This window comes from Mesorhizobium sp. NZP2298 (genome assembly GCF_013170825.1).
GTDB lineage: Bacteria > Pseudomonadota > Alphaproteobacteria > Rhizobiales > Rhizobiaceae > Mesorhizobium.
Map to the genome: position 1 here is coordinate 115,610 of NZ_CP033365.1, position 20,997 is coordinate 136,606.

The window sequence follows — 20,997 nt, forward strand, 5'->3', positions numbered from 1 at the left end:
TCATTACCCGCGAAGGCCTGCCTGCCTCAGCAGCGGCAGAACGTGATCGCAGAAATAGGGCAGCTCCTGCGTGTAGTTGACGAAGGAAAGCGCGATGCCCTGATAGCCGTGCCCGGCAATGGCGGCCATGTCGGCGGCAATCGTTTCCGGGGTTCCGATCAGGGGATAGGTGCCGGCGCCGCCGGCGAAGCGCTGGCGGTAGCGGTCATAGGCGTGCGGGTCGTGCGACCGCGAGAATTCCTTCTTGCCGGCCATATGGGCATCGACCGCGTCATGGTCGGCCAGATCGACCGCGTAGCGCGTGTAATAGGCCTGCGCCTCTTCCATCGTCGGGCGGCAGACGACATGCGCCACCGTATAGACGCCGACATCACGGCCGACCTTGTCGGCCCGTTCGCGGATGTCGGCGACATGTTTGCCGGCATCGCTCATTTCGGAAAAGGTCGTGAACAGATAGTCGCACCGGGCGGCGGCGAAATCGCGGCCCGGACCGCCGAATGCGGCATTCATGGTCACCGGACGCGGGATCTGCAAACTGGCTGGCCGACTGACCGCTTCCTTGAGACGATAGTAGGTGCCTTCATAGTCGAGAGGCTCGGTAGAGGCATAAAGCTTTTCGAGGATTTCGATCCATTCGGCCGCCTGGTCGTAGCCCTTTTCGACGAGCGGCGTGCCGAACATGCCGAATTCCTTCGGGTTCCAGCCGCAGACGATGTTGAGGCCGGCGCGGCCCTGGCTGATGTGGTCGACCGTCGCCAGCGCCTTGGCGGCATAGAGCGGATGCACCAGCGGCACATGCACGGTCATGAACAGGCCGATCTGCTCTGTGGCGACGCTAAGCGCCGCCGCCCAGGTGAAGGTCTCGAACGACCATTCGCGCACCTTGTTGCGGCCGCCAAAGCCGCGCCAGCGCGCGATCGGCAGCAGAAACTCCAGCCCGGCACGATCGGCGATTTGCGCCGCCGTCAGATTGTCCTGCCAACTCGCCGTCCAGCGTTCCGACACATCGGTGATGGCAAGCCCGCCATCGGCATTGGTCGAAAAGACGCCGAGTTTCAGTTTGTTCGAACCGTGCAGGGGATGCGCTTTGATCATCTCGGGAACTCGCGGCGGGAGGCTACACGCTAGGCTCGCACCAGAATATTTCAAGCCTGAAATAGCTTCGCCTCGCGGTCGTTTGCGGATATGGATTTGAGCAAGTCGAAAAAGAGGATGGACATGAGCGAGTTCCGCCAGAAATGCATCGGCAAGACGAACCTCGTCGGTTCCTTTGCCGCCATTCCCCATCCCGTTGCGGTCGAAGTGATGGCGCTATCCGGCCTCGACTTCCTCTGCATCGACTGGGAGCATGCCCAGATTTCGCGCGACATGATCGAGACCATGGTGCGAGCCGCCGATGTGCATCGCGTGCCGGCGATGGTGCGCGTTCCCGGCCATGCGCCGGAGGCGATCCAGGCGGCGCTGGACAGTGGCGCGCAAGGCGTGCTGGTGCCGCGCGTCTCGACCGCCGCCGAGGCGGCGATGGCCGCCAAAGCCTCGCGCTATCCGCCGTTGGGCGAGCGCGGCGTCGGACCCGGCCGGGCCGCGGGCTATGGCTATCGCATTCCCGAATATCTTGCCGGCGCCAACGACAGAACCGTCGTTGCGGTCCAGGTCGAGACTGCGGCGGGGCTCGCCAACATCGAGGCGATCGCGGCGGTCGACGGCGTCGACGTGATCTTCGTCGGCCCTGGCGACCTTTCGGTGTCGATCGACGCGATCGGACCGCAAGGCGCCGACAAGCTCAATGCGGCGATCCGGACGATCATTGCCGCTACGATCGCACATGGAAAGACATCAGGCATATTTTGCGCCAGCCCACAGACGATCGGCCGTTGGGCAGCCATCGGTGCGAGTTTCTTCGTGCTGGCCAGTGACACGATGTTTCTGGGCGCCGGCGCGGCGGCCAACTTTGCCGCGGCGCGCGACGAATTGGCATGAAACGGGCGCATTGGGGCAAAAAAGGCGTATCGCCAGGGCAACAGGCCACCCAAACTTTTTAAGCTTAAAACTTTCGCCTTGAAAAGTGCGGCACTTTGGATAGCATCCAAGGATCGATGGTGACCGCGATGCCGGAGGGGTTGCCGGCCAGTCCATCGCAGTGCTTCGGGTGGGAGGGGTTCAGTCCTTGTCGTTCATGCTGCCCCAGTCATCGTCCAGCGCGCGCTATGCTTTCGATGGCGTACGCGCGCAGATTCGTGATCTCCATACCGAAAACATCGCCAACCTTGCCGTGCGCGCGCGTGAATTGGGCGACGTCATCGCGCTCTGGTACGGCGAAGGCGACATGGTGACGCCCGCCTTCATCCGCGACGCCGCCAAGGCGGCCTTCGACGAAGGTCAGACTTTCTACGTGCCCAACATGCGCGGGCTCGGAGCTCTGAATGAAGCGCTGTCGGAGTACCAGACGCGCATCCACCGCCGGCCGATCCCGATCACACGGACCACCGTCACGCCGGGCGGCATGCAGGCGCTATACCTTGCACTGGAACTGCTGGTCGATACCGGCACAAACGTCGTCTACGTCGCGCCGCAATGGCCTAACATCCACAACGCAATCCACCTGATCGGCGGCGAACCGCGACCATTTTCGCTCGACTTCGAGGGTGACTGGCGTCTCGACCTCGACAGGCTGTTCGCAAGCTGCGACGCCCGCACCCGCGCCATCTTCCTGTCGACGCCGTCCAACCCGACCGGCTGGACCGCCTCGGCCGAGGAGATGCGGGCCCTGCTCGATTTCAGCCGGCGCACCGGCATCTGGATCATTTCCGACGAGGTCTATGGCCGGCTCTATCTCGACGGCGACGTCGCGCCCTCGATCCTGCAAATCGCCGAGGACGGCGACCGGGTGCTGTCGGTCAACAGTTTCTCCAAGGCCTGGGCCATGACCGGCTGGCGCATCGGCTGGCTGACGCATCCATCGGGAGTGGCCGACCAGCTCGGCGCCATGACCCAATACGTCAACAGCGGCACTGCCGCTCCTATCCAGGCTGGCGCCGTTGCCGCAATTCGCCAGGGCGAGCCACTGGTCGAAGAAATCCGGCAGCGGATCAGGACCGGCCTCGACCTCGCCTATATCAGGCTGGCACAGATTCCGGGCGTCATTTTGCCGACGAAACCGCGTGGCGGCATGTATGCCTTCTTTGCCATGGAAGGCGAAAGCGATGCCAGTCGCGCCTGCGCCAAAATCCTGGAGACGGCGCGTGTCGGGCTGGCGCCCGGCCATCTCTTTGGAAGCTCGGCAACGGCATTCCTGCGCATGTGCGTCTGCCGTGACCGCGACCAGATAGCGACCGCGCTCGACCGCATGGTCGCTGCCATGAATTGACGCCCCGCTGGGAGGCGGGACGGCAAGAAACCGTGCGGGGCCAGCCCCGTCCGATCAACAACCAGAGGGAACACCCCAGAGGGACGACCAATGAAGCTCACCCGTCGCAATCTGATCCTGCTCGCCGCCGCCGTCGGCATCGCCGCCGGCCCCGCCACCGCCTATGCCGCCGATGTGCTCAATGTCGGCGCCTACCCGACCAATCCGCCCTTCGAATACAAGAACGAGAGCGGCACTTTCGAGGGCTTTGAAGTCGATATCGTCAACGAAGCGGCCAAGCGCATCGGCATGACCACCGACATCGCCGACCTCGGCTTCCAGGCGCTGTTCGCGGCCACCACCTCGAAGCGTATCGATGTCGCCATCTCCTCGATCACCATCACCCCGGAGCGGCTGAAGTCGCAGTCCTTTACCCAGCCCTACTATGATTCCGACATGGGCATCGCCACCAAGACCGATAGCGCTGTTAACACCGAGGCCGACCTCAAGGGCAAGATCGTCGGCGTGCTGTCCGGCTCGACCGGCGAGACCTGGGTCAAGGCGCATCAGGAAGCCGATGGCTTCAGCGACGTGAAGGGCTATGACACCCAGCAGAACCTTTTGCTCGACCTCAGCGCAGGCCGCGTCGACGCCGCCGTCAGCGACATTCCGGGCATGGAATACTCCTTCACCAAGATGAAGGACCTGAAGGTGAAGCAGCGCATCAAGACCGGCGAACAGTACGGACTGATGATGACCAAGGACCACCCGCTGCTCGGCAAGCTCAACGACGCGCTGACGGCGATGAAGAAAGACGGCACGCTGGCCGCGATCCACAAGAAGTGGTTCGGTAGCGACGCGCCGGCCGACTCGTCGACCGTCAAGGAAATGCCGATGCCGAAGGCCTGAGCGGCAACCCAGAACAGGGGCGTGCCGGCTTAAAAGGCCGGTACGCCTCGTTTTCGTTGATGATCCTTCCCCGGAGCCACAGGTCAGCGCCGCAAAACCGCTTTCGGTGTTTCCGGGCCCTGCTCCAGCGTCACGGGACGCAAAACGGTTCGGGAACGCTCCCATGTCGCTGATCGACACCTTCTTCAACGCCGACGTCATCGCGTCGAGCCTTCCTGCGCTGCTGCGCGGATTCCTGAACACGCTGCTGCTCGGACTGCTCAGCATCGGCATCGGCATTCCTATCGGCCTGGTGATCAGCCTGCTGCGGCTCTATGCGCCGAAGCCGCTGCGATGGCTGGCGGTCGGCTATACCGACATTTTCCGCGCCTTGCCGGTGCTGGTGGTGCTGATCCTGATCTACTACGCGCTGCCCTTCCTCGGCATCCGCCTGTCGTCCTGGGCGTCCGCGGTGACGGCGTTCGCCATCATCATGTCGGCCTATTCGGCGGAAGTTTTCCGATCCGGCATAGAGAGCATTCCGCGCGGCCAGTTCGAAGCTTCGCAAGCGCTCGGCCTGCCGTTCCTTTTGACCTTGCGCAAGGTGGTGCTGCCGCAGGCCGTGCGCGTGGTCATCCCGCCGATGACCAGCAACTGCGTCTCGATGTTCAAGGACACCTCGCTCGCCTCGACCGTGGCGCTGCCGGAACTCTTGAAGGAAGCGACCAACGCGCAGTCGCTCTACGCCAATCCCTCGCCGCTGATCGGCGCGGCACTCGTCTATCTCATCTTCCTCTGGCCGATGGTCCGCCTCGTCAGCCTGCTTGAAGCCCGCTTCAAGACCGAAAAGACGCGCTGACCATCAGACCGTTCGCCATAGCACTTCGCAGGAGACATCCCTTGAGCAATTCCCAGGCCACCGCCACCGACGGCTTCCCCGTCGCCACCATCCGGGCCATGTTTCCCGCCCTGCAGCGGGCGGGCGATTTCATCTTCCTGGACAACGCCGCCGGTGCGCAGATTCCGCAGAGCGTGCTCGACGCGGTGACCAACCACCTTGTCTCGCACAATGTGCAGCGCGGCGGCCGCTATGGCCGCAGCGTCACCGTCGACCAGTCGGTCGCCGATGCCCGCACAAGCGTGGCGCTGCTGATCAACGCCTACAGCCCGGCGGAGATCTGCTTCGGCATGAACGCCACCTCGTTCATCCGCCTCGTCAGCCTCGGCATCGGCCAGATGCTGCAGGAGCGTGACGAGATCGTCATCACCGACATGGACCACGACGCCAACATCGCCACCTGGCTGGCACTGGAATCCGCCGGGGCGAAATTCAAGTGGTGGCGCATGCGTGAGGACGGCAACCTGCATGTCGACGATCTGCGCCCGCTGGTTTCCGACCGCACCCGCCTCGTCGCCTGCACGGTGACCGCGCATTCGATCGGCTCGATCGTCGATGTGGCTTCCGTGGCCAAGATCGCGCATGCGGCCGGTGCCGAGGTGTTCCTCGACTGCGTGCATTACGGGCCACATGGGCTGATCGACGTGCGAGCCTGGGATTGCGACTACCTCGTCTGCTCCGGCTACAAGAACTTCTCGCCGCATATGGGCTTCCTCTGGGGCCGCTTCGACACGCTGAAGCGGCTGCCGACCTTCCGGGAGGATTTCATTCCGGACGAACCGCCCTACAAGGTGGAGGCCGGTACATTCATCTACGAGAATGTCTCCGGCATGGACGCGGCCGTGCAGTATCTGGAACTCATCGGCCGCAATCTCGCGCCCTCCAACAACCGCTCGCGGCGCGAAAACATCGTTGCCGGCATGACCGCAATCCGTGACTACGAGCTGGTTCTGGCGCGCGAGATGCTTGGCGTGCTCAAGGGCTGCGGCGCGACCATCTACGGCGTCGCGGACGAGGCCCGCATCAACGAGCGTGTGCCGACCTTCTGCTTCAACATCGGCAAGCTGTCGCCGCAAAGGATCGTCGAGGAGATGGCCGAGATGCAGATCGGCATCCGCGACGGCCACATGTACGCGCCACGCCTGATGAAGCGCCTCAACCTGTCGATGGACAGCGGCGCCATCCGTGCCTCGTTGGTCCACTACAACACGGTCGAGGAGATCCACCGCTTCGGCGAGGCGCTGCGCGCCATCATCGCCAAGCTGTCCTGATGGACGAAGGGTGCCTGACGGCTGCGGCTCGCAGCCTCAGGCGGCCGCCTTCTTCTTCGCCAACCGCGCTTTGATCGAAGCGACGTCGGCGCGCGGGGTCGCGGCGAACAACGTCCGGGTGTAGCTGTGCTTGGGGTCGGAAAAGACCTCGTCGCGCGAGCCGTATTCGACCGCCTCGCCGAAATACATCACCATCACATCGTCGGCGATGTAGCGCACCACGGACAAATCGTGGCTGATGAAGACATAGGTCAGCTGGAATTCGTCCTGCAGGTCGGCAAGCAGGTTGAGCACCTGCGCCTGCACCGAAAGATCGAGCGCGGAAACCGGCTCGTCGAGCACCAAGAGGCTCGGGTTCAGCATCAGAGCGCGGGCGATGGCGATGCGCTGGCGTTGGCCGCCCGAGAACATGTGCGGATAGCGGTTGTAATGTTCGTGACCGAGGCCGACCTTCTTCAGCATCTTCATGGCGAGGTCACGCCGCTCGGCGGCCGATTTGTCGGTGTTGATCAGCAGCGGCTCGCCCAGCACGTCTCCGATCTTCTGGCGCGGATTGAGCGAGCCGTAGGGGTTCTGGAAGACGATCTGCACCTTGCGGCGCATCTCCTTGGTCAAGCCGCCCTTGGCGATGTCGACCTTGTTGCCGTCGATGAACAGATCGCCCGCGGTCGCCGGATCGATCAACGTGATGATGCGGGCAAGCGTGGACTTGCCGCAGCCGCTTTCGCCGACGATAGCGAGCGTCTTGCCCTTGTCCACGGTGAAGGAGACGCCCTTGACCGCATGCACGGTGCGCGGTCCGGTGAAGAGGCCGCCGCCGATGTGATAGTCGCGAACAATGTTCTTGCCTTCGAGGACCGTGGTGCTCATGCGGAAGCTCCAGCGGCAGAGGGAGCGGGCTCGAACAGCATGTCGGACACGGTCGGCAGCCGGTCGCCGACGGCGTTTTCCGGCAGCGCCGACAGCAGCGCGCGCGTGTAGTTGCTCTTCGGCGATTCAAACAGCGATAGCACGTCGGCCTCTTCCATCTTGCGGCCCTTGTACTGGACGATCACGCGGTCGGCGGTCTCGGCCACCACGCCCATATTGTGGGTGATCATGATCAGGCCCATGCCGTATTTGGCCTGCAGCGAGACCAGCAGATCAAGGATCTGCTTCTGGATGGTGACGTCGAGTGCGGTCGTCGGCTCGTCGGCGATCAACAGCTTAGGATTGCAGGCAATGGCGATGGCGATCATGACGCGCTGGCACTGGCCGCCCGACATCTGGTGCGGAAACGAGCTCAGCCGTTCCTCCGGATCGGCAATGCCGACCAGCTTCATCAGTTCGATGGCCCGCGCCCGGCGCTGGGCGCGATCCATGCCCATGTGGAAGCGCAGCACCTCCTCGATCTGGAAGCCGACCGTGAAGCACGGATTGAGGCTGGCGATCGGTTCCTGGAAGATCATCGAGATATCCTTGCCGACGATCTTGCGCCGTTCGGACGGACTGAGCTTCAACAGATCGACGCCATCGAAGGTCATGCGGTCGGCCCTGACCGTCGCCGTGTTGGGCAACAGCCCCATCACCGCCAGCATCGACACCGACTTGCCGGAACCGGACTCGCCGACGATCGCCAGCACCTCGCGCGGTTCGATCGAAAGGTCGATGCCTTGCACGGCCATGAACGGTCCGGCCGCGGTGTCGAAGGAAACGGTGAGGTTCTTGATCTCGAGCAGGGGCATGCTCACGACCTCTTCAGCTTGGGGTCGAGCGCATCGCGCAGGCCGTCGCCGATCAGGTTGATGGCGAAGACGGTGATCAGGATGGCGAGGCCCGGGAAGGTCACCACCCACCAGGCGCGCAGGATGAACTCACGTGCTTCGGCAAGCATGGTGCCCCATTCCGGCGTCGGCGGCTGCGCGCCCATGCCAAGGAAGCCGAGCGCGGCCGCCTCGAGAATGGCGTTGGAGAAGGACAACGTCGCCTGCACGATCAGCGGCGCTATGCAGTTGGGCAGGATGGTGACCAGCATCAGCCTGAGATGGCTGGCACCGGCAACCTTGGCCGAGATGACATATTCGCGGTTCTTTTCCGCCATCACGGCGGCCCGAGTCAGCCGCGCGAAATGCGGCTGCAGCACGAAGGCGATGGCGATCATGGCATTGACGAGGCCAGGGCCAAGGACCGCGACCAGCACCAGCGCCAGAAGCAGCGACGGGAAGGCCAGGATGATGTCCATGATGCGCATGATCAGCGTATCGACCCAGCCGCGGCAATAGCCGGCGAGCAGGCCGAGGATGACGCCGGAGATCAGTGCCGTGGTGACGACGACGAAGCCGATGGCGAGCGAGAAGCGTGAGCCATAGATCAGGCGCGACAGCATATCGCGGCCGACGGCGTCGGTACCGAGCAGGAACTGCGCATTGCCGCCAGCCTGCCAGGCCGGTGGCGTCAGGAAGAAGTCACGGAACTGATCGTCAGGCGAATGCGGGGCGAGCAGCGGCGCGAAAAGAGCGACCAGGATCAGCAACGCGAAGACGAAGAGCCCGATCACCGCGCCCTTGTTGATGGAGAAGTAGTGCCAGAATTCCGCGAACATCTGCAGCCGCGCGTCCTGCGGCTTGACGACGGTGGCGGCTTCGACGGTGGCTGGGCCTTCGTTGGTCATGTCAATTGGCCCGTATGCGCGGGTTGATGACGGCGTAGAGCACGTCGACGATGAGGTTCACCGACATGACGATCAGCGCGATCAAAAGCAACCCGCCCTGGACGGTGAAATAGTCGCGCTTGGAAATGGCGTCGATCATCCATTTGCCGATGCCGGGCCAGGAGAAAATGCTCTCGGTCAGGATTGCGCCGGTGAGCAGCGTGCCGACCTGCAGGCCGATGGTGGTGACGACCGGAATCAGCGCGTTGCGGAAGGCATGCAGGCCGACGACGCGGAAAGGGGTCAGACCCTTGGCACGCGCGGTGCGCACATAGTCCTCACCCAGCACTTCGAGCATGGCCGAACGCGTCTGCCTGGCAATGACCGCCAGCGGTATGGTGCCGAGCACGATGGTCGGCAGGATGAGGTGCGACACCGCCGAACGGAATGCGCCCTTCTGCCCGGAAATCAAGGAATCGATGGTCATGAAGCCGGTCACCGGCTTGAAGAAGTAGAGAAGGTCGATGCGGCCGGAGACCGGCGTCCAATGCAGCGTGCCGGAAAAGACGATGATCAGCAGCAGACCCCACCAGAAGATCGGCATGGAATAGCCCGCCAGCGCGGTGCCCATGGTGAGCTGGTCGAACCAGGAGCCGCGGCGGATCGCGGCAAAGATGCCGAAGGCGACACCGAAGACGACGGCGAAGATCATGGCGAAGATGGCGAGTTCGACCGTTGCCGGGAACCGCACCAGGAAATCCTTGAGCACCGGGGTCTTGGTGGAAAACGAGGTACCGAAATCACCGCTGAGGATGTTGGTCAGGTAGGTCAGATATTGTTGCCAGATCGGCAGGTCGAAACCGAACTGGTGCATCAGCGCCGTGTGACGTTCGGGCGACAGGCCACGTTCGCCCGCAAGCACCAGCACCGGATCACCGGGCAGGATACGCACGAAGCCAAAAGCGAGGATGGTTATCCCGATGAAGGTCGGGATGATGAGGGCGAGCTTGCCTAGGATATAACGCAGCATGGCGGGCGAGGTGGGGCGGCAGCTTGTGGCGCCGCCCCGTTTCGCGAACCTTATTCGGCGATATCGACGCCGTCAAAGCGGTGAATCCCGAGCGGATCCATCGCAAAGCCGGAGACGGTCTTCTGCATCGGCATGAACACCTTGGAATGGGCGAGCGTTGCCCACGGTGCCTGTTCCTTGAAGATGACCTGTGCCTGTTCGTAGAGCTTGGTGCGCTCGGCCTGGTCGGAAACCGTCTTGGCCTTGTTGATGAGCGCATCGAAGTCCTTGTTGCACCATTCCGCGCGGTTGTTCGAACCGACGGAAGCGCAACTCAGGAGCACGCCGAGGAAGTTGTCCGGATCACCATTATCGCCGGTCCAGCCGACGATGACTGCGCCGTCGTGATCGACCGCCGAAGCGCGCTTGAGGTATTCACCCCAATCGTAGCTGACGATGTTGACCGTGACGCCGACCTTGGCGAAATCCGCCTGGATCAGTTCGGCGGTGCGGCGGGCGTTCGGCATGTACGGGCGCGAAACGGGCATCGCCCAGACGTTCATCTTGAGATCCTTGACGCCGGCTTCCTCAAGCAGCTTCTTGGCCGCATCCGGATCGTACGGATCGTCCTTCACGTCCTTGTTGTAGGACCACATGGTCGGCGGGATCGGGTTGATCGCCACCTGGCCGGCCCCCTGGAAGACCGCGTCGATGATGGCCTTCTTGTTGATGGCCATGTTGAGCGCCTTGCGGACGCGCACGTCGTCGAACGGCTTCTGCTGGGTGTTGTACATCAGCGCGCCGACGTTGAGGCCCTCCTGCTCGTCGACCTTCAGGTTCGGATCCGCCTGCAGGCCGGCAATGTCGGCCGGGGCCGGGTACGACATGATATTGCACTCGCCGGCCTTGAGCTTCTGCGCGCGCACCGCCGGATCGGTGGTGATGGCGAAGACCAGGTCGTCGATCTTCTGCTTGCCGCCCCAATAGTCCGGGTTGGCCTTGTAGCGGATGGCGGCGTCGGTCTGGTAGTCGACGAAGATGAACGGGCCGGTGCCGACCGGCTTCTGGTTGAACAGTTCAGGCGTCTTGTCGGCCTGCAGCTTGTCGGCATATTCCTTCGACACGATCGAGGCGAAGTCCATGCCCAGCGTCGGAATGAAGGTGATCGCCGGCTCCTTGAGGGTGAACTTCACCGTCAGGTCGTCGACCTTCTCGACCTTGGTGATGTTGTCGCCGAACTGGTCATTGTAATACTGGTAGGCAATGCCGGAAATGTACTGGAACCACGGGCCGTTCTTGTCGACCTGACGCTGGAACGAGAACACCACGTCGTCGGCGTTGAAATCGCGCGTCGGGGTGAAATAGTCGGTGGCGGCGAACTTGACGCCCTTGCGCAGCTTGAACGTATATTCCTTGCCGTCGTCGGAGATCGTCCAGCTTTCAGCCAGTCCAGGCGAGGTCGTGGTCTTGCCGTGATCGAATTCGACGAGGCGGTTGAAAACGGTACGCGAGGACGCGTCGAACGTCTGGCCCGCGGTGTACGGCGCGGGATCAAAGCCCTCCGGCGATGCTTCCGCGCAATAGACCAGGGTTTTCGCGTTGGCCACGCCTCCCAGGACGCTTGCAGCCAGCAACGCGGCTGCAAAAGTCAATTTCTTCTTCATTGAGCACTCCCTGATGTTCTTCCAAGCCCCTCTATCAGGCTCGCGAAGCGCGCATATAAGCACCGTTTTTCCGGCTTTGGAACACCCCGTTTGCTTACCCCGCGGGAAGCAGGAAAAGAATCCGTAATTTTGCTAAATGGCAGAAGAAATTAGCAGTTTTTTCCATTCACGATATTATTAACGACCGCATTTTTTTATTGATCCGGCATATGGCGACGTCGCCGCCGCGTCGCGCCTTCAGCCGGCCACGGAAGCGGAAAGATACCGTTCCAAGCGTCGCCGGCGGGGAAGATTTTCGGCGGCAAATCTTTCGGCGCCTTGCCGCAAGGGCAAGACTTGCACCGCCGCCGATAGAGGCAATACATAGATGGTCAGGCTGGCGGCAGCGGAGGACGCCTCTGTCATCTGGAGGCGGGCGCGGCACAGGCGACCAAGAGACGGGCGAAGAAGAATTGCTAGGGAGGAACGGGTGGCAAAAGCATCGAAGACGCCAGTGAAAGTGTCGGCCAAGGCGGTTTCGAAACCAGCCACAGCCGACGGGCAAGGCAAAGCTTCCGCCAAAGCCGCGACCGCCAAGGCAGGCGCAAAGCCCGCCAAGACAGCACCAGCGGCAAAGGCGGCGACCACGGCCAAGGGCGCCGCCAAGCCGGCCGTGAAAGCCGCCCCGGCAAAGACCTCGCCAACGAAGCCTTCTCCCGTCAAGGTAGGGGCGAACAAGACCGGCGCAACGAAGGCCGCATCGCCAGCGAAGGCGGCGGCACCGTCACCGCCGCCCGCACCAGGCCGACGACTGCCGAAGGCACTCACCGAGCTCGTCGCCGGCCTGCCAGAAAAACCATGGCTGAAAAGCTATCCGAAGAACATGCCGGCCGAGATCGGCCCCCTTCCCCATAGCTCCATCGGCGACTTCCTTGTCGCCGCGTGCAAGCAGTTTTCCGGCCAGCCGGCCTTCACCTGCATGGGCAAGTCGATCACCTATGCGGAACTCGAGCGGCTCTCGGCGGCATTCGGCGCCCATCTGCAATCGACGGGACTGCAGAAGGGCGCGCGCGTCGCGCTGATGATGCCGAACGTACTGCAGTATCCGGTGGCGATGATGGCGGTGGCCCGCGCCGGCTATACGGTGGTGAACGTCAATCCGCTCTACACGCCGCGCGAACTTGAACACCAACTCAAGGATTCCGGGGCGCAGGCCATCGTCATCCTCGAAAACTTCGCAAGCACGCTGCAGGCGGTGGTCTCCAGGACCTCGGTCAAGCATGTCGTGGTCGCTTCCATGGGCGACATGCTCGGCGGGCTGAAGGGCACGATCGTCAATCTGGTCGTGCGCCGCGTCAGGAAAATGGTGCCGGCCTGGTCATTGCCCGGTCATGTCAAGTTCAACGCGGCGCTGAAGGCCGGCAGCGGCATGAATTTCAAGCCGGCCACGGTGGCTGCCAATGATGTGGCCTTCCTGCAATATACCGGCGGCACCACGGGGATATCGAAAGGCGCGACCCTGTTGCACAGCAATGTGCTGGCCAACGTCGCGCAGAACTCGCTCTGGGTCGAAGACGCCTACACGATCAAGCCGAAGCCCGCGCATCTCAACTTCGTCTGCGCATTGCCGCTCTATCATATCTTCGCGCTGACGGTGAACGCGCTGATGGGCATGCAGCAAGGCGCCCAGAACATCCTCATTCCCAACCCGCGCGACATTCCAGGCTTCGTCAAGGAACTCGGGAAATATCCGGTCCACATCTTTCCCGGCCTCAACACGCTGTTCAATGCGCTGCTCAACAATGAGGATTTCCGCAAGCTCGATTTCAAGCCGCTGATCCTGACGCTGGGCGGCGGCATGGCGGTGCAGAAGGGCGTTGCCGAGCGCTGGAAGGCGCTGACGGGCTGCCCGGTCTCGGAAGGCTACGGCCTGTCGGAAACCTCGCCGGTGGCGACCGCCAACAAGTTCACATCGGGTGACTTCACGGGCACCATCGGCCTGCCGCTGCCCTCGACCGAAATCGCCATCCGCGACGATGACGGCAACAATTTGCCGCTGGGCGAGGTCGGCGAGATCTGCATCCGGGGTCCACAGGTGATGGCCGGCTACTGGAACCGGCCCGACGAGACCGCCAAGGTGATGACCAAGGACGGCTTCTTCAAGTCGGGCGACATGGGCTTCATGGACGAGCGCGGCTACACCAAGATCGTCGACCGCAAGAAGGACATGATCCTGGTCTCCGGTTTCAACGTCTATCCGACCGAACTCGAGGAGGTCGTGGCCATGCATCCGGGCGTGCTTGAAGTCGCGGCGATCGGCGTGCCGGACGAGCATTCGGGTGAAGTGCCGAAGCTGTTCATCGTCAAGAAGGATCCAGCCCTGACCGTGGAAGCCATCACCGCTTTTTGCCGCGAGAACCTTACCGGCTACAAGCGGCCCAAATACATCGAGTTCAGGACCGAATTGCCGAAGACGCCGGTCGGCAAGATCCTGCGGCGGGCGCTGCGCGGCTAGTGATCCTTGCCGACAATGATGCATCAGACCGGCGCCCTCGCCTCGATGCGGCGGAATTCATCAAGGCCAACATGCGCCTTGTCCCGGTGCCCGCACTTCCCGAAATCCGGCTCTACACCGCCCACCCGGGCAGTGGATTGAGACGGCTGGTCGAGCCCGAAGACGGCGCCTACGCGGATGTGGACGCGCCGGAACCGCAGCCGCCCTACTGGGCCTATGCATGGGCCGGCGGCGCCGTTCTGGCGCGCTATATCCTCGACCATCCGATGCGCGTGGCGGGCCGCCGCGTGCTCGACCTAGGCGCAGGGTCCGGCCTAGTCGGCATCGCCGCCGCGAAGGCCGGCGCGTGCGAGGTGGTTGCCGCGGAAATCGACCGCAACGGCATCGCCGCGCTCGGCCTCAATGCCGAGGCGAACGGCGTCGAGATCACCATTGCCGAAGGTGATATTACCAAGGGCCTGCCACCGGCGGTCGACCTCGTGCTCGCAGGCGACGTGTTCTATAGCCGCGACGTTGCCCGACGGATCACCCCCTTCCTCGATCGCTGTCTGGCAGCAGGCATCGATGTGCTGGTCGGCGATCCCCGCCGCAACGATTTGCCGCTGTCGCGGCTGCGACTGCTCGCCGAATATCAGGTGCCGGATTTCGGCGATGCAAAGGGTACTGCAAGCAAGCAGAGCGGAGTGTTTTCGTTCGAGGCGGAACGGTGGTAGGGGAACGGGCATTGCAGCCGCGAGGCTCAAAGTGATGTCGGTGCCAGAATTCGCTTGGAATCCCGACGCGGGTTCCATCTGAAATATGTTTGATAGCTTTAATCCGATCCGTTCACGGATATTTGTGCGTTACATTGGTTGTAAGTATCTCCTTGGACGGGCTCTTAGTTGACTTCCGGGCTCGGCCCAGCCAGCCTGCTAGCCCTCGACCGGTAGATACCAGATGGCGACGGTAACGCCAATGTTACCGCGACTTTAGAACTCATAATATTACCTAGATCGTAACAATGATCAAACAGGCCAATTATAAGATAACAGTACTGACTGTGGCTTCTGCCGGAATATCAATTTTCATGCCTTCGTCGCATTCTCTCGCGGGCGAACTGGTTATCACCGAACAATTGACATGTGGAGCTATCGGCGACTCAGAGCGGCAGCAATGGGAAACTGCCGCCGCCTCAGGCAACACGGCAGCGCTCAACAATCTCGGGTTCATGTACGTATTGGGTTGCGGTGTGAAGCCAGACCCGCAGCGCGCAAGGGATTACTTCGGGCAGGCCGCCGACAAGGGCGACGCCCAAGCAGAGCACAATCTAGGATACCTCTACGATAGAGGCATCGGCGTGGCTCAGAACAGTGCTCTCGCGTTTGGCTGGTATACCAAGGCGGCGGCTCAGGGATTTGCTCAATCGGAATTGAGCCTAGCCACAATGTACCAGATCGGCCAAGAGGTACCAAAGGACCCGGTCAGGGCCGCCGAACTCCTCCGCCAGGCGGCGGACCAAGGGTTTGCGCTTGCTCAATTTCAACTCGGCGCAGCCTATGAAAGCGGTGAAGGCGTTGAGCGCGATTATGCTCAAGCGATGATGTGGTATCAGAAGGCGGCAGCCCAGAACGATCCCACGGCGCTAGTGGCAATTGGCTATTTATATGAATATGCCCGGGGTGTTCCACAGGATTTCACCGCTGCCATGCACTGGTATCGGGCTGCCGCCGCGCTAGGCAGCCCTATCGGGGAAAATAATCTGGGCGGACTTTATGACACCGGTAGAGGCGTCGCACGCGATGCCGCACAGGCCGCCATTTGGTACGCAAAGGCCTCGGCGCAAGGACTGTCCGCAGCCAGTGCCAATCTCGGCACCCTCTATGCGGCCGGCAAAGGAGTGCCGCAAGATTATCAACGTGCTGTGGAATTGTTTTCGACTGCGGCTGAACGTGGGAATGCTAAAGGTGAGTATAATCTCGGAACGGCCTACTTAACCGGAAAAGGCGTGGGGCAAGATTATGCCCTCGCTCGTCACTGGCTCGAAAAATCAGCAGATCAAAAAAATCCTCGAGCGCAATATGATCTGGCTGCTATATACATGAATGGTCTGGGTGTCGAAAAGAACATTGAAAAAGCGATAACTCTGCTTGAAGAGAGTGCAAATAATGACGAACAGGACGCCCAGATTGCGCTTGGTGCAATCTTTGAATTTGGTATCGGTGTAACAAAAGATCGATCAACCGCTATTATGTACTATGAGAAAGCCGCCAAATCCGGTAATATGAGAGCAAAAGAGGCACTTAAGCGCCTTTCTTGACGAATTTTATCTAAATTTCTCTCTGTTCCCAGAAGGCCGTGACCGTAGAGCAAGCTATAGGGGTAGATTTGGCGTCGGATTGGGAGCGGATGCTGCAGTAGATGGACCGCTTAATCGCGGGAGGCGGTCGGCTGGGCCGACTGAACGGAACCACCTTGTCCGCTTCCTACTCCGGCCATCCCGAGAGCAGACATTCGGCTCTCGGCCCCATCTCAGCCATCAATGGCAAAGCGCCTTTCCACCCCCTCCCGATCAAACCGTCTCCTTGACCGGCGTTGAAAGGAAATCCGGCAGGTCGGCAACCGAATCCAGGATGATGTCGGCGATCTCGGCCAGCGATTCGCGCGTACCGGTGCCGGAAAGCACGCCGACCGCCAGGCCACAACCGCCGGCACGCGCCATTTCGAGGTCGTGGCGGTTGTCGCCAACCATGGCGATCTCCGACGGCTTCAGCCCGGTGAGGTCGCAGAAGGCCTGGATGGTGTCGGGCGCGGGTTTGGGATTGGCCACCGCGTCGTAGCCATAGGCCGCGTCGAAAAGCTGCGCGACGCCGAGCGTGACCAAGGTCTTTTCCGCGCCGCTGGTCGAATCATTGGTGGCGACGCCAAGCCGGTAGGATTTTTTATGCAGCGCCGCCAAGGTGTCGACGACGCCTGGCAAGGCCACCGCCATCGTCGAGCCCTGCACCGAGGTGATCTCGTTGAAGCGGGCGACGGCCAGCATCTGATCTTCGTTCGACAGGCGCGGAAACCACAGTTCGACGACGTCGAGATTGGTGCCGGAAGCAAAGATGGAGTCCGGCTTGAAGCGCCGGTTGGCGAAATCGAAGCCGGCGGCCGCGAGCAGCCTGTCGGCCTTCCAGCGGTCGCCATCGGATGCGTCCATGGCCATGAAGTCGGCAACGCCGAGCCAGGTCGCGTTGAAGTCGACAAGTGTCCCGTCCTTGTCGAACAATATCCCCTTGATGTCTGCCAAGTCGATCACTCCGAACCACGCAATTGGTGGATGCGTTCCACAAGGCCCCTTGTAGAGGCGTCGCGGTTTGCGGCGCTTTCCTTGCCTTCCACGACAGGCAGCAGGCCGGTCGCCAGTTCCTTGCCGAGCTCGACACCCCACTGGTCGAAGGAATTGATGTTGAACAGCGTACCTTCGACGAAGACGCGGTGCTCGTAGAGCGCGATCAGCCGGCCGAAGGTGCGCGGGTCGAGCTTGCGATAGAGGATGGTCACCGACGGCCGGTTGCCGGAAAAGACACGATGCGGCGCTATCCTGTCGACATCCGCCGGCTTCATGCCCTTGGCCAGCATCTGCGCGCGCGCCTCGTCCAGCGTGCGACCCTTCATCAGTGCTTCCGACTGCGCCAGGCAGTTGGAGAGCAGCAGGTCATGCTGGTGCTTGAGCTCCGGCTCGTGGCCGACGGCCGCGGCAATGAATTCGACCGGGATGAAGTCGGTGCCCTGGTGCAGGAGCTGAAAGAAGGCGTGCTGGCCATTGGTGCCGGGCTCGCCCCAGACCAGCGGCCCGGTCGGCGTCGTCACGGGCGTGCCGTCGAGGGTGACACCCTTGCCGTTCGATTCCATATCGAGCTGCTGCAGATAGGCCGGCAGCCTGGACAGGCGCTGGTCATAGGGGATGACCGCGCGCGCCGGATAGCCGCAGATCACGCGATGCCACCAACCGACCAGCCCTAGAAGCGCCGGCAGGTTCCCGGCGAGCGGGGTGGTGCGGAAGTGCTCGTCCATCTCATGCGCGCCGTCGAGGAAGGCGCGGAAATTTCTTGGGCCGACGGCGATCATGACAGGCAGGCCGATCGCGCCCCAGACCGAATAGCGGCCGCCGACCCAGTCCCAGAAGCCGAAGACGCGATCCTGCTCGATGCCGAACTTGGCCACAAGGTCGAGCGCGGTGGAGACGGCGGCGAAATGCTTGCCGACCGCTTGCTTGCCGAGCGCCTTCTGCACCCAGTCGCGCGCCGTCTGCGCATTGGTCATCGTCTCGACCGTGGTGAAGGTCTTGGAGGCGATGATGAACAGTGTGGTCTCGGCGGACAGGCCCTTCAGCGTGTCATGGATATGGGCGCCGTCGATGTTGGAGACATAGTGCGCGCGCGGTCCGTCATGATAGGGGGCGAGCGCCAGCGTCGCCATGGCCGGGCCAAGGTCGGAGCCGCCAATGCCGATGTTGACGATATCGGTGATCTTCTTGCCGGTGGCACCCAGCGCCTTGCCGGAGCGGATCGCATCGGCAAAGGCACCCATCGCGTCGAGCACGGAAATGACATCCGCCTTGACGTCCTGGCCATCGACCGTGACGCCCTTGCCGCTGAGATTGCGCAGCGCCGTGTGCAGCACGGCGCGATCCTCGGTGATGTTGATCTTCTTGCCGGCGAACATGGCGGCGCGGCGGCCGTCGAGATCGGCGGCGGCGGCCAGTTTCTCCAGCAAATCCATGGTGGTGGCGTCGACGGCGCATTTCGACCAGTCGAGCAAAAGGTCGCCATCGGTGGCGGAGAATGTCTCGAACCGCTGTGGATCGGCGGCGAAGACCTGGCGCATGTCGACCGGCGCACCGGCGCGATGATCGCGCAAGGCGGCAAGCTGCTTCTGGAAGGCTGACTTATCCACTGGCGGGTAGCTCCTGGCGTTTTGGATGCACCATATCAGACCGGATGTTTCCGGCGCGTGTCGTCGCGGCACAACTATTGAGCCGAACTCCGTGCGGTCAATACGCGGCGATGCCGCATCGCATCACGATGCGATGACACAATGTGTCGCTCAGGGAGGTTGCAGCGCCCGATTTCGGCCGGAAGGATCACTGGCATAAATCCCAAAGATCAGAAAAATTGATTGGCGCAACCCCTTGTGCCACCGTTACATTCGACTAGTCCAGCCAAGCGAAAAAAGCTGGCCATCGAGGAACATCTTCCATGCCACAGAGAAACGACACGGCGATATGGTCCGGCCTGTTCCGGATTTCGGCTGAATCCGGCCAGACCCTGCAGGCGCAGATCCGCCAGGCCATCGTGGCCGCCATTCTCGACCGGCAGATCGCCGCTTCGATGCCGCTTCCCTCCTGCCGAATCCTGGCCGAAAAACTCGGCGTGGCGCGCGGAACCGTGGTTCTCGCGTTCCAGCAGCTCGTCGACCAGGGGTTCCTGGTGGCGCGCGAGCGGCGCGGCCATTTCGTCAATCCAGACGTGCTGGCGACACCGGCCAAGCCGCACCAGAAGGCGCCCGACCAGGCCAATGAAATCGACTGGAAGGCGCGCCGGCAGATCGCCGCCAGCGACATGCCGCCGCCGGCCAAGCACGAGAACTGGATCAAGTCGTCCTACCCCTTCGTCTATGGCCAGTTCGACCCGGCGCTGTTCCCCACCGCCGAGTGGCGCGAGTGCAACCGCATGGCGCTGGCCGTGCTCGAGATCCGCAACTGGGCGTCCGACATGGTCGATCGAGACGATCCGCTCTTGATCGAACAGATCCAGGCGCGGCTCCTTCCCCGGCGCGGCATCTTCGCCAATCCCGACGAGATCATCGTCACGCTTGGCGCCCAGAACGCGCTGTACATGCTGGCTTCGCTGTTGATGACCAAGGGCTCGAAGGTGGCGATGGAGGATCCTGGCTACCCCGACGCGCGCTCGATCTTCCGCCTTGCGGGCGCCGAGATCCAGCCCGTGCCTGTCGACCAGTCCGGCATCGTAACCTCTTCTATCCCCAATGATTCCGGCTTCGTGTTCGTCACGCCCAGCCATCATTGCCCGACCATGGTGCCGTTGTCGGCCGAGCGGCGGCAGGACCTGCTCGCACGTGCCAACCGTCACAACCAGATCATCATCGAGGACGGCTATGACAGCCAGCTTCTCGACGAGGCGCCGCAGCAGGCGTTGAAGAGCCTCGATCGCTCCGGCCGCGTCGTCTATGTCGGCTCGATGTCGAAGACGCTGGCTCCGGGCCTGCGGCTTGGCTACATCGTCGCGTCGGCTGGACTAATCGCGGAACTCAGGGCCCTGCGCCGTTTCATGCTGCGCCATCCGCCGGCCAACAATCAACGCGCCGTGGCGCTGTTCCTGTCGCTCGGCCATCACGAGGCCCTGGTGCGGCGTCTGTCGAGCGCCTTTGACGAGCGGCGCAAGCGTCTGGTCCATGCGATTTCCGCTTTCCTGCCGGAATGGCGTTCGACCGATTCGGCCGGCGGCACGTCGCTCTGGCTCGAGGGCCCGCGGGGCACCGATTCCCGTGGTTTGGCCGAGGCCGCCGCCTCGCGCAGCGTCATCATCGAGCCGGGAGACCGCTTCTTCGACCGCACCGAAAAGCCTTCGCGTTTCATGCGGTTGGGCATTTCCTCGATCGCGCTGCAGCACATCGAGCCCGGCATCCGCGAACTCGCCACCGCGGCCGGGCGCAGACCGGCCGCTGCCTGATCCACCCACGCGATCCTTTGACCGGAGCCCCAAGGGCGGTTCCGACTCCTTTAGCTCTGGCACATGCAACCGAACCGGCTGG

The 20,997-nt window shown here is 62.5% G+C and carries 17 protein-coding genes; 9 read left to right on the forward strand and 8 right to left on the reverse strand.

Going from position 1 to position 20,997, the window contains the following annotated elements:
- Positions 1–3: 3 nt before the first annotated feature.
- Positions 4–1,095, reverse strand: a complete 1,092-nt coding sequence (locus EB231_RS00570; protein ID WP_172347139.1) for an LLM class flavin-dependent oxidoreductase — start codon at positions 1,093–1,095, stop codon at positions 4–6.
- Between the two features lie 123 nt (positions 1,096–1,218).
- Between EB231_RS00570 and EB231_RS00575 the strand changes: the two genes are divergently transcribed.
- From EB231_RS00575 to EB231_RS00595, 5 genes are all read left to right on the forward strand, one after another.
- On the forward strand, positions 1,219–1,980 hold the full coding sequence (locus tag EB231_RS00575) for an HpcH/HpaI aldolase family protein (RefSeq protein WP_172347140.1): 762 nt from the start codon (positions 1,219–1,221) through the stop codon (positions 1,978–1,980).
- A 196-nt stretch (positions 1,981–2,176) separates the two neighbouring features.
- The gene (locus EB231_RS00580) at positions 2,177–3,367 is read left to right on the forward strand and encodes a pyridoxal phosphate-dependent aminotransferase (protein WP_056569740.1); all 1,191 of its coding nucleotides are present in this window, start codon (positions 2,177–2,179) and stop codon (positions 3,365–3,367) included.
- Between the two features lie 90 nt (positions 3,368–3,457).
- Positions 3,458–4,255, forward strand: coding sequence for an ABC transporter substrate-binding protein (locus EB231_RS00585; protein WP_140769800.1), 798 nt, complete (start codon positions 3,458–3,460; stop codon positions 4,253–4,255).
- Between the two features lie 163 nt (positions 4,256–4,418).
- A complete protein-coding gene (locus EB231_RS00590) occupies positions 4,419–5,093 on the forward strand; it encodes an amino acid ABC transporter permease (protein WP_056569735.1) in 675 nt (224 codons plus the stop codon).
- 98 nt (positions 5,094–5,191) lie between these two features.
- A complete protein-coding gene (locus EB231_RS00595; RefSeq protein ID WP_246740988.1) occupies positions 5,192–6,403 on the forward strand; it encodes a cysteine desulfurase-like protein in 1,212 nt (403 codons plus the stop codon).
- Between the two features lie 36 nt (positions 6,404–6,439).
- On the opposite strand, the gene EB231_RS00600 is transcribed toward EB231_RS00595, so the two are convergent.
- The 5 genes from EB231_RS00600 to EB231_RS00620 form a co-directional block, all read right to left on the reverse strand.
- Positions 6,440–7,273 carry a dipeptide ABC transporter ATP-binding protein gene (locus tag EB231_RS00600; RefSeq protein ID WP_172347142.1) on the reverse strand — a complete coding sequence of 278 codons (834 nt, stop codon included), beginning with the start codon at positions 7,271–7,273 and terminating at the stop codon, positions 6,440–6,442.
- On the reverse strand, positions 7,270–8,127 hold the full coding sequence (locus EB231_RS00605; protein ID WP_172352766.1) for an ABC transporter ATP-binding protein: 858 nt from the start codon (positions 8,125–8,127) through the stop codon (positions 7,270–7,272). The genes EB231_RS00600 and EB231_RS00605 overlap by 4 nt, the downstream gene beginning before the upstream one ends.
- A gap of 2 nt (positions 8,128–8,129) precedes the next feature.
- Positions 8,130–8,984 carry an ABC transporter permease subunit gene (locus EB231_RS00610; RefSeq protein ID WP_171883339.1) on the reverse strand — a complete coding sequence of 285 codons (855 nt, stop codon included), beginning with the start codon at positions 8,982–8,984 and terminating at the stop codon, positions 8,130–8,132.
- Positions 8,985–9,054: 70 nt separating this feature from the next.
- Positions 9,055–10,062 carry an ABC transporter permease subunit gene (locus tag EB231_RS00615; RefSeq protein ID WP_172347143.1) on the reverse strand — a complete coding sequence of 336 codons (1,008 nt, stop codon included), beginning with the start codon at positions 10,060–10,062 and terminating at the stop codon, positions 9,055–9,057.
- A 50-nt stretch (positions 10,063–10,112) separates the two neighbouring features.
- On the reverse strand, positions 10,113–11,705 hold the full coding sequence (locus EB231_RS00620) for an ABC transporter substrate-binding protein (RefSeq protein ID WP_172347144.1): 1,593 nt from the start codon (positions 11,703–11,705) through the stop codon (positions 10,113–10,115).
- Positions 11,706–12,174: 469 nt separating this feature from the next.
- On the opposite strand from EB231_RS00620, the gene EB231_RS00625 reads away from it, so the two are divergent.
- The 3 genes from EB231_RS00625 to EB231_RS00635 all read left to right on the forward strand — a co-directional run bounded on the left by EB231_RS00625 (position 12,175) and on the right by EB231_RS00635 (position 16,495).
- Positions 12,175–14,199 carry a long-chain fatty acid--CoA ligase gene (locus EB231_RS00625; RefSeq protein ID WP_172347145.1) on the forward strand — a complete coding sequence of 675 codons (2,025 nt, stop codon included), beginning with the start codon at positions 12,175–12,177 and terminating at the stop codon, positions 14,197–14,199.
- Positions 14,200–14,270: 71 nt separating this feature from the next.
- On the forward strand, positions 14,271–14,912 hold the full coding sequence (locus tag EB231_RS00630) for a class I SAM-dependent methyltransferase (protein WP_172352767.1): 642 nt from the start codon (positions 14,271–14,273) through the stop codon (positions 14,910–14,912).
- Positions 14,913–15,199: 287 nt separating this feature from the next.
- The gene (locus tag EB231_RS00635) at positions 15,200–16,495 is read left to right on the forward strand and encodes an SEL1-like repeat protein (RefSeq protein WP_172347146.1); all 1,296 of its coding nucleotides are present in this window, start codon (positions 15,200–15,202) and stop codon (positions 16,493–16,495) included.
- Positions 16,496–16,747: 252 nt separating this feature from the next.
- Here the strand turns inward: EB231_RS00635 and EB231_RS00640 are convergent, their stop codons facing one another.
- Complete coding sequence (locus tag EB231_RS00640) at positions 16,748–17,470, reverse strand: HAD family hydrolase (protein WP_172347147.1); 723 nt, start codon at positions 17,468–17,470, stop codon at positions 16,748–16,750.
- A 5-nt stretch (positions 17,471–17,475) separates the two neighbouring features.
- A complete protein-coding gene (gene pgi / locus EB231_RS00645) occupies positions 17,476–19,119 on the reverse strand; it encodes a glucose-6-phosphate isomerase (RefSeq protein ID WP_172347148.1) in 1,644 nt (547 codons plus the stop codon).
- A gap of 302 nt (positions 19,120–19,421) precedes the next feature.
- On the opposite strand from pgi, the gene pdxR reads away from it, so the two are divergent.
- Entirely contained in the window at positions 19,422–20,915 is a 1,494-nt protein-coding gene (pdxR, locus tag EB231_RS00650; protein ID WP_056569714.1) for a MocR-like pyridoxine biosynthesis transcription factor PdxR, read from the forward strand.
- Positions 20,916–20,997 lie beyond the last annotated feature (82 nt).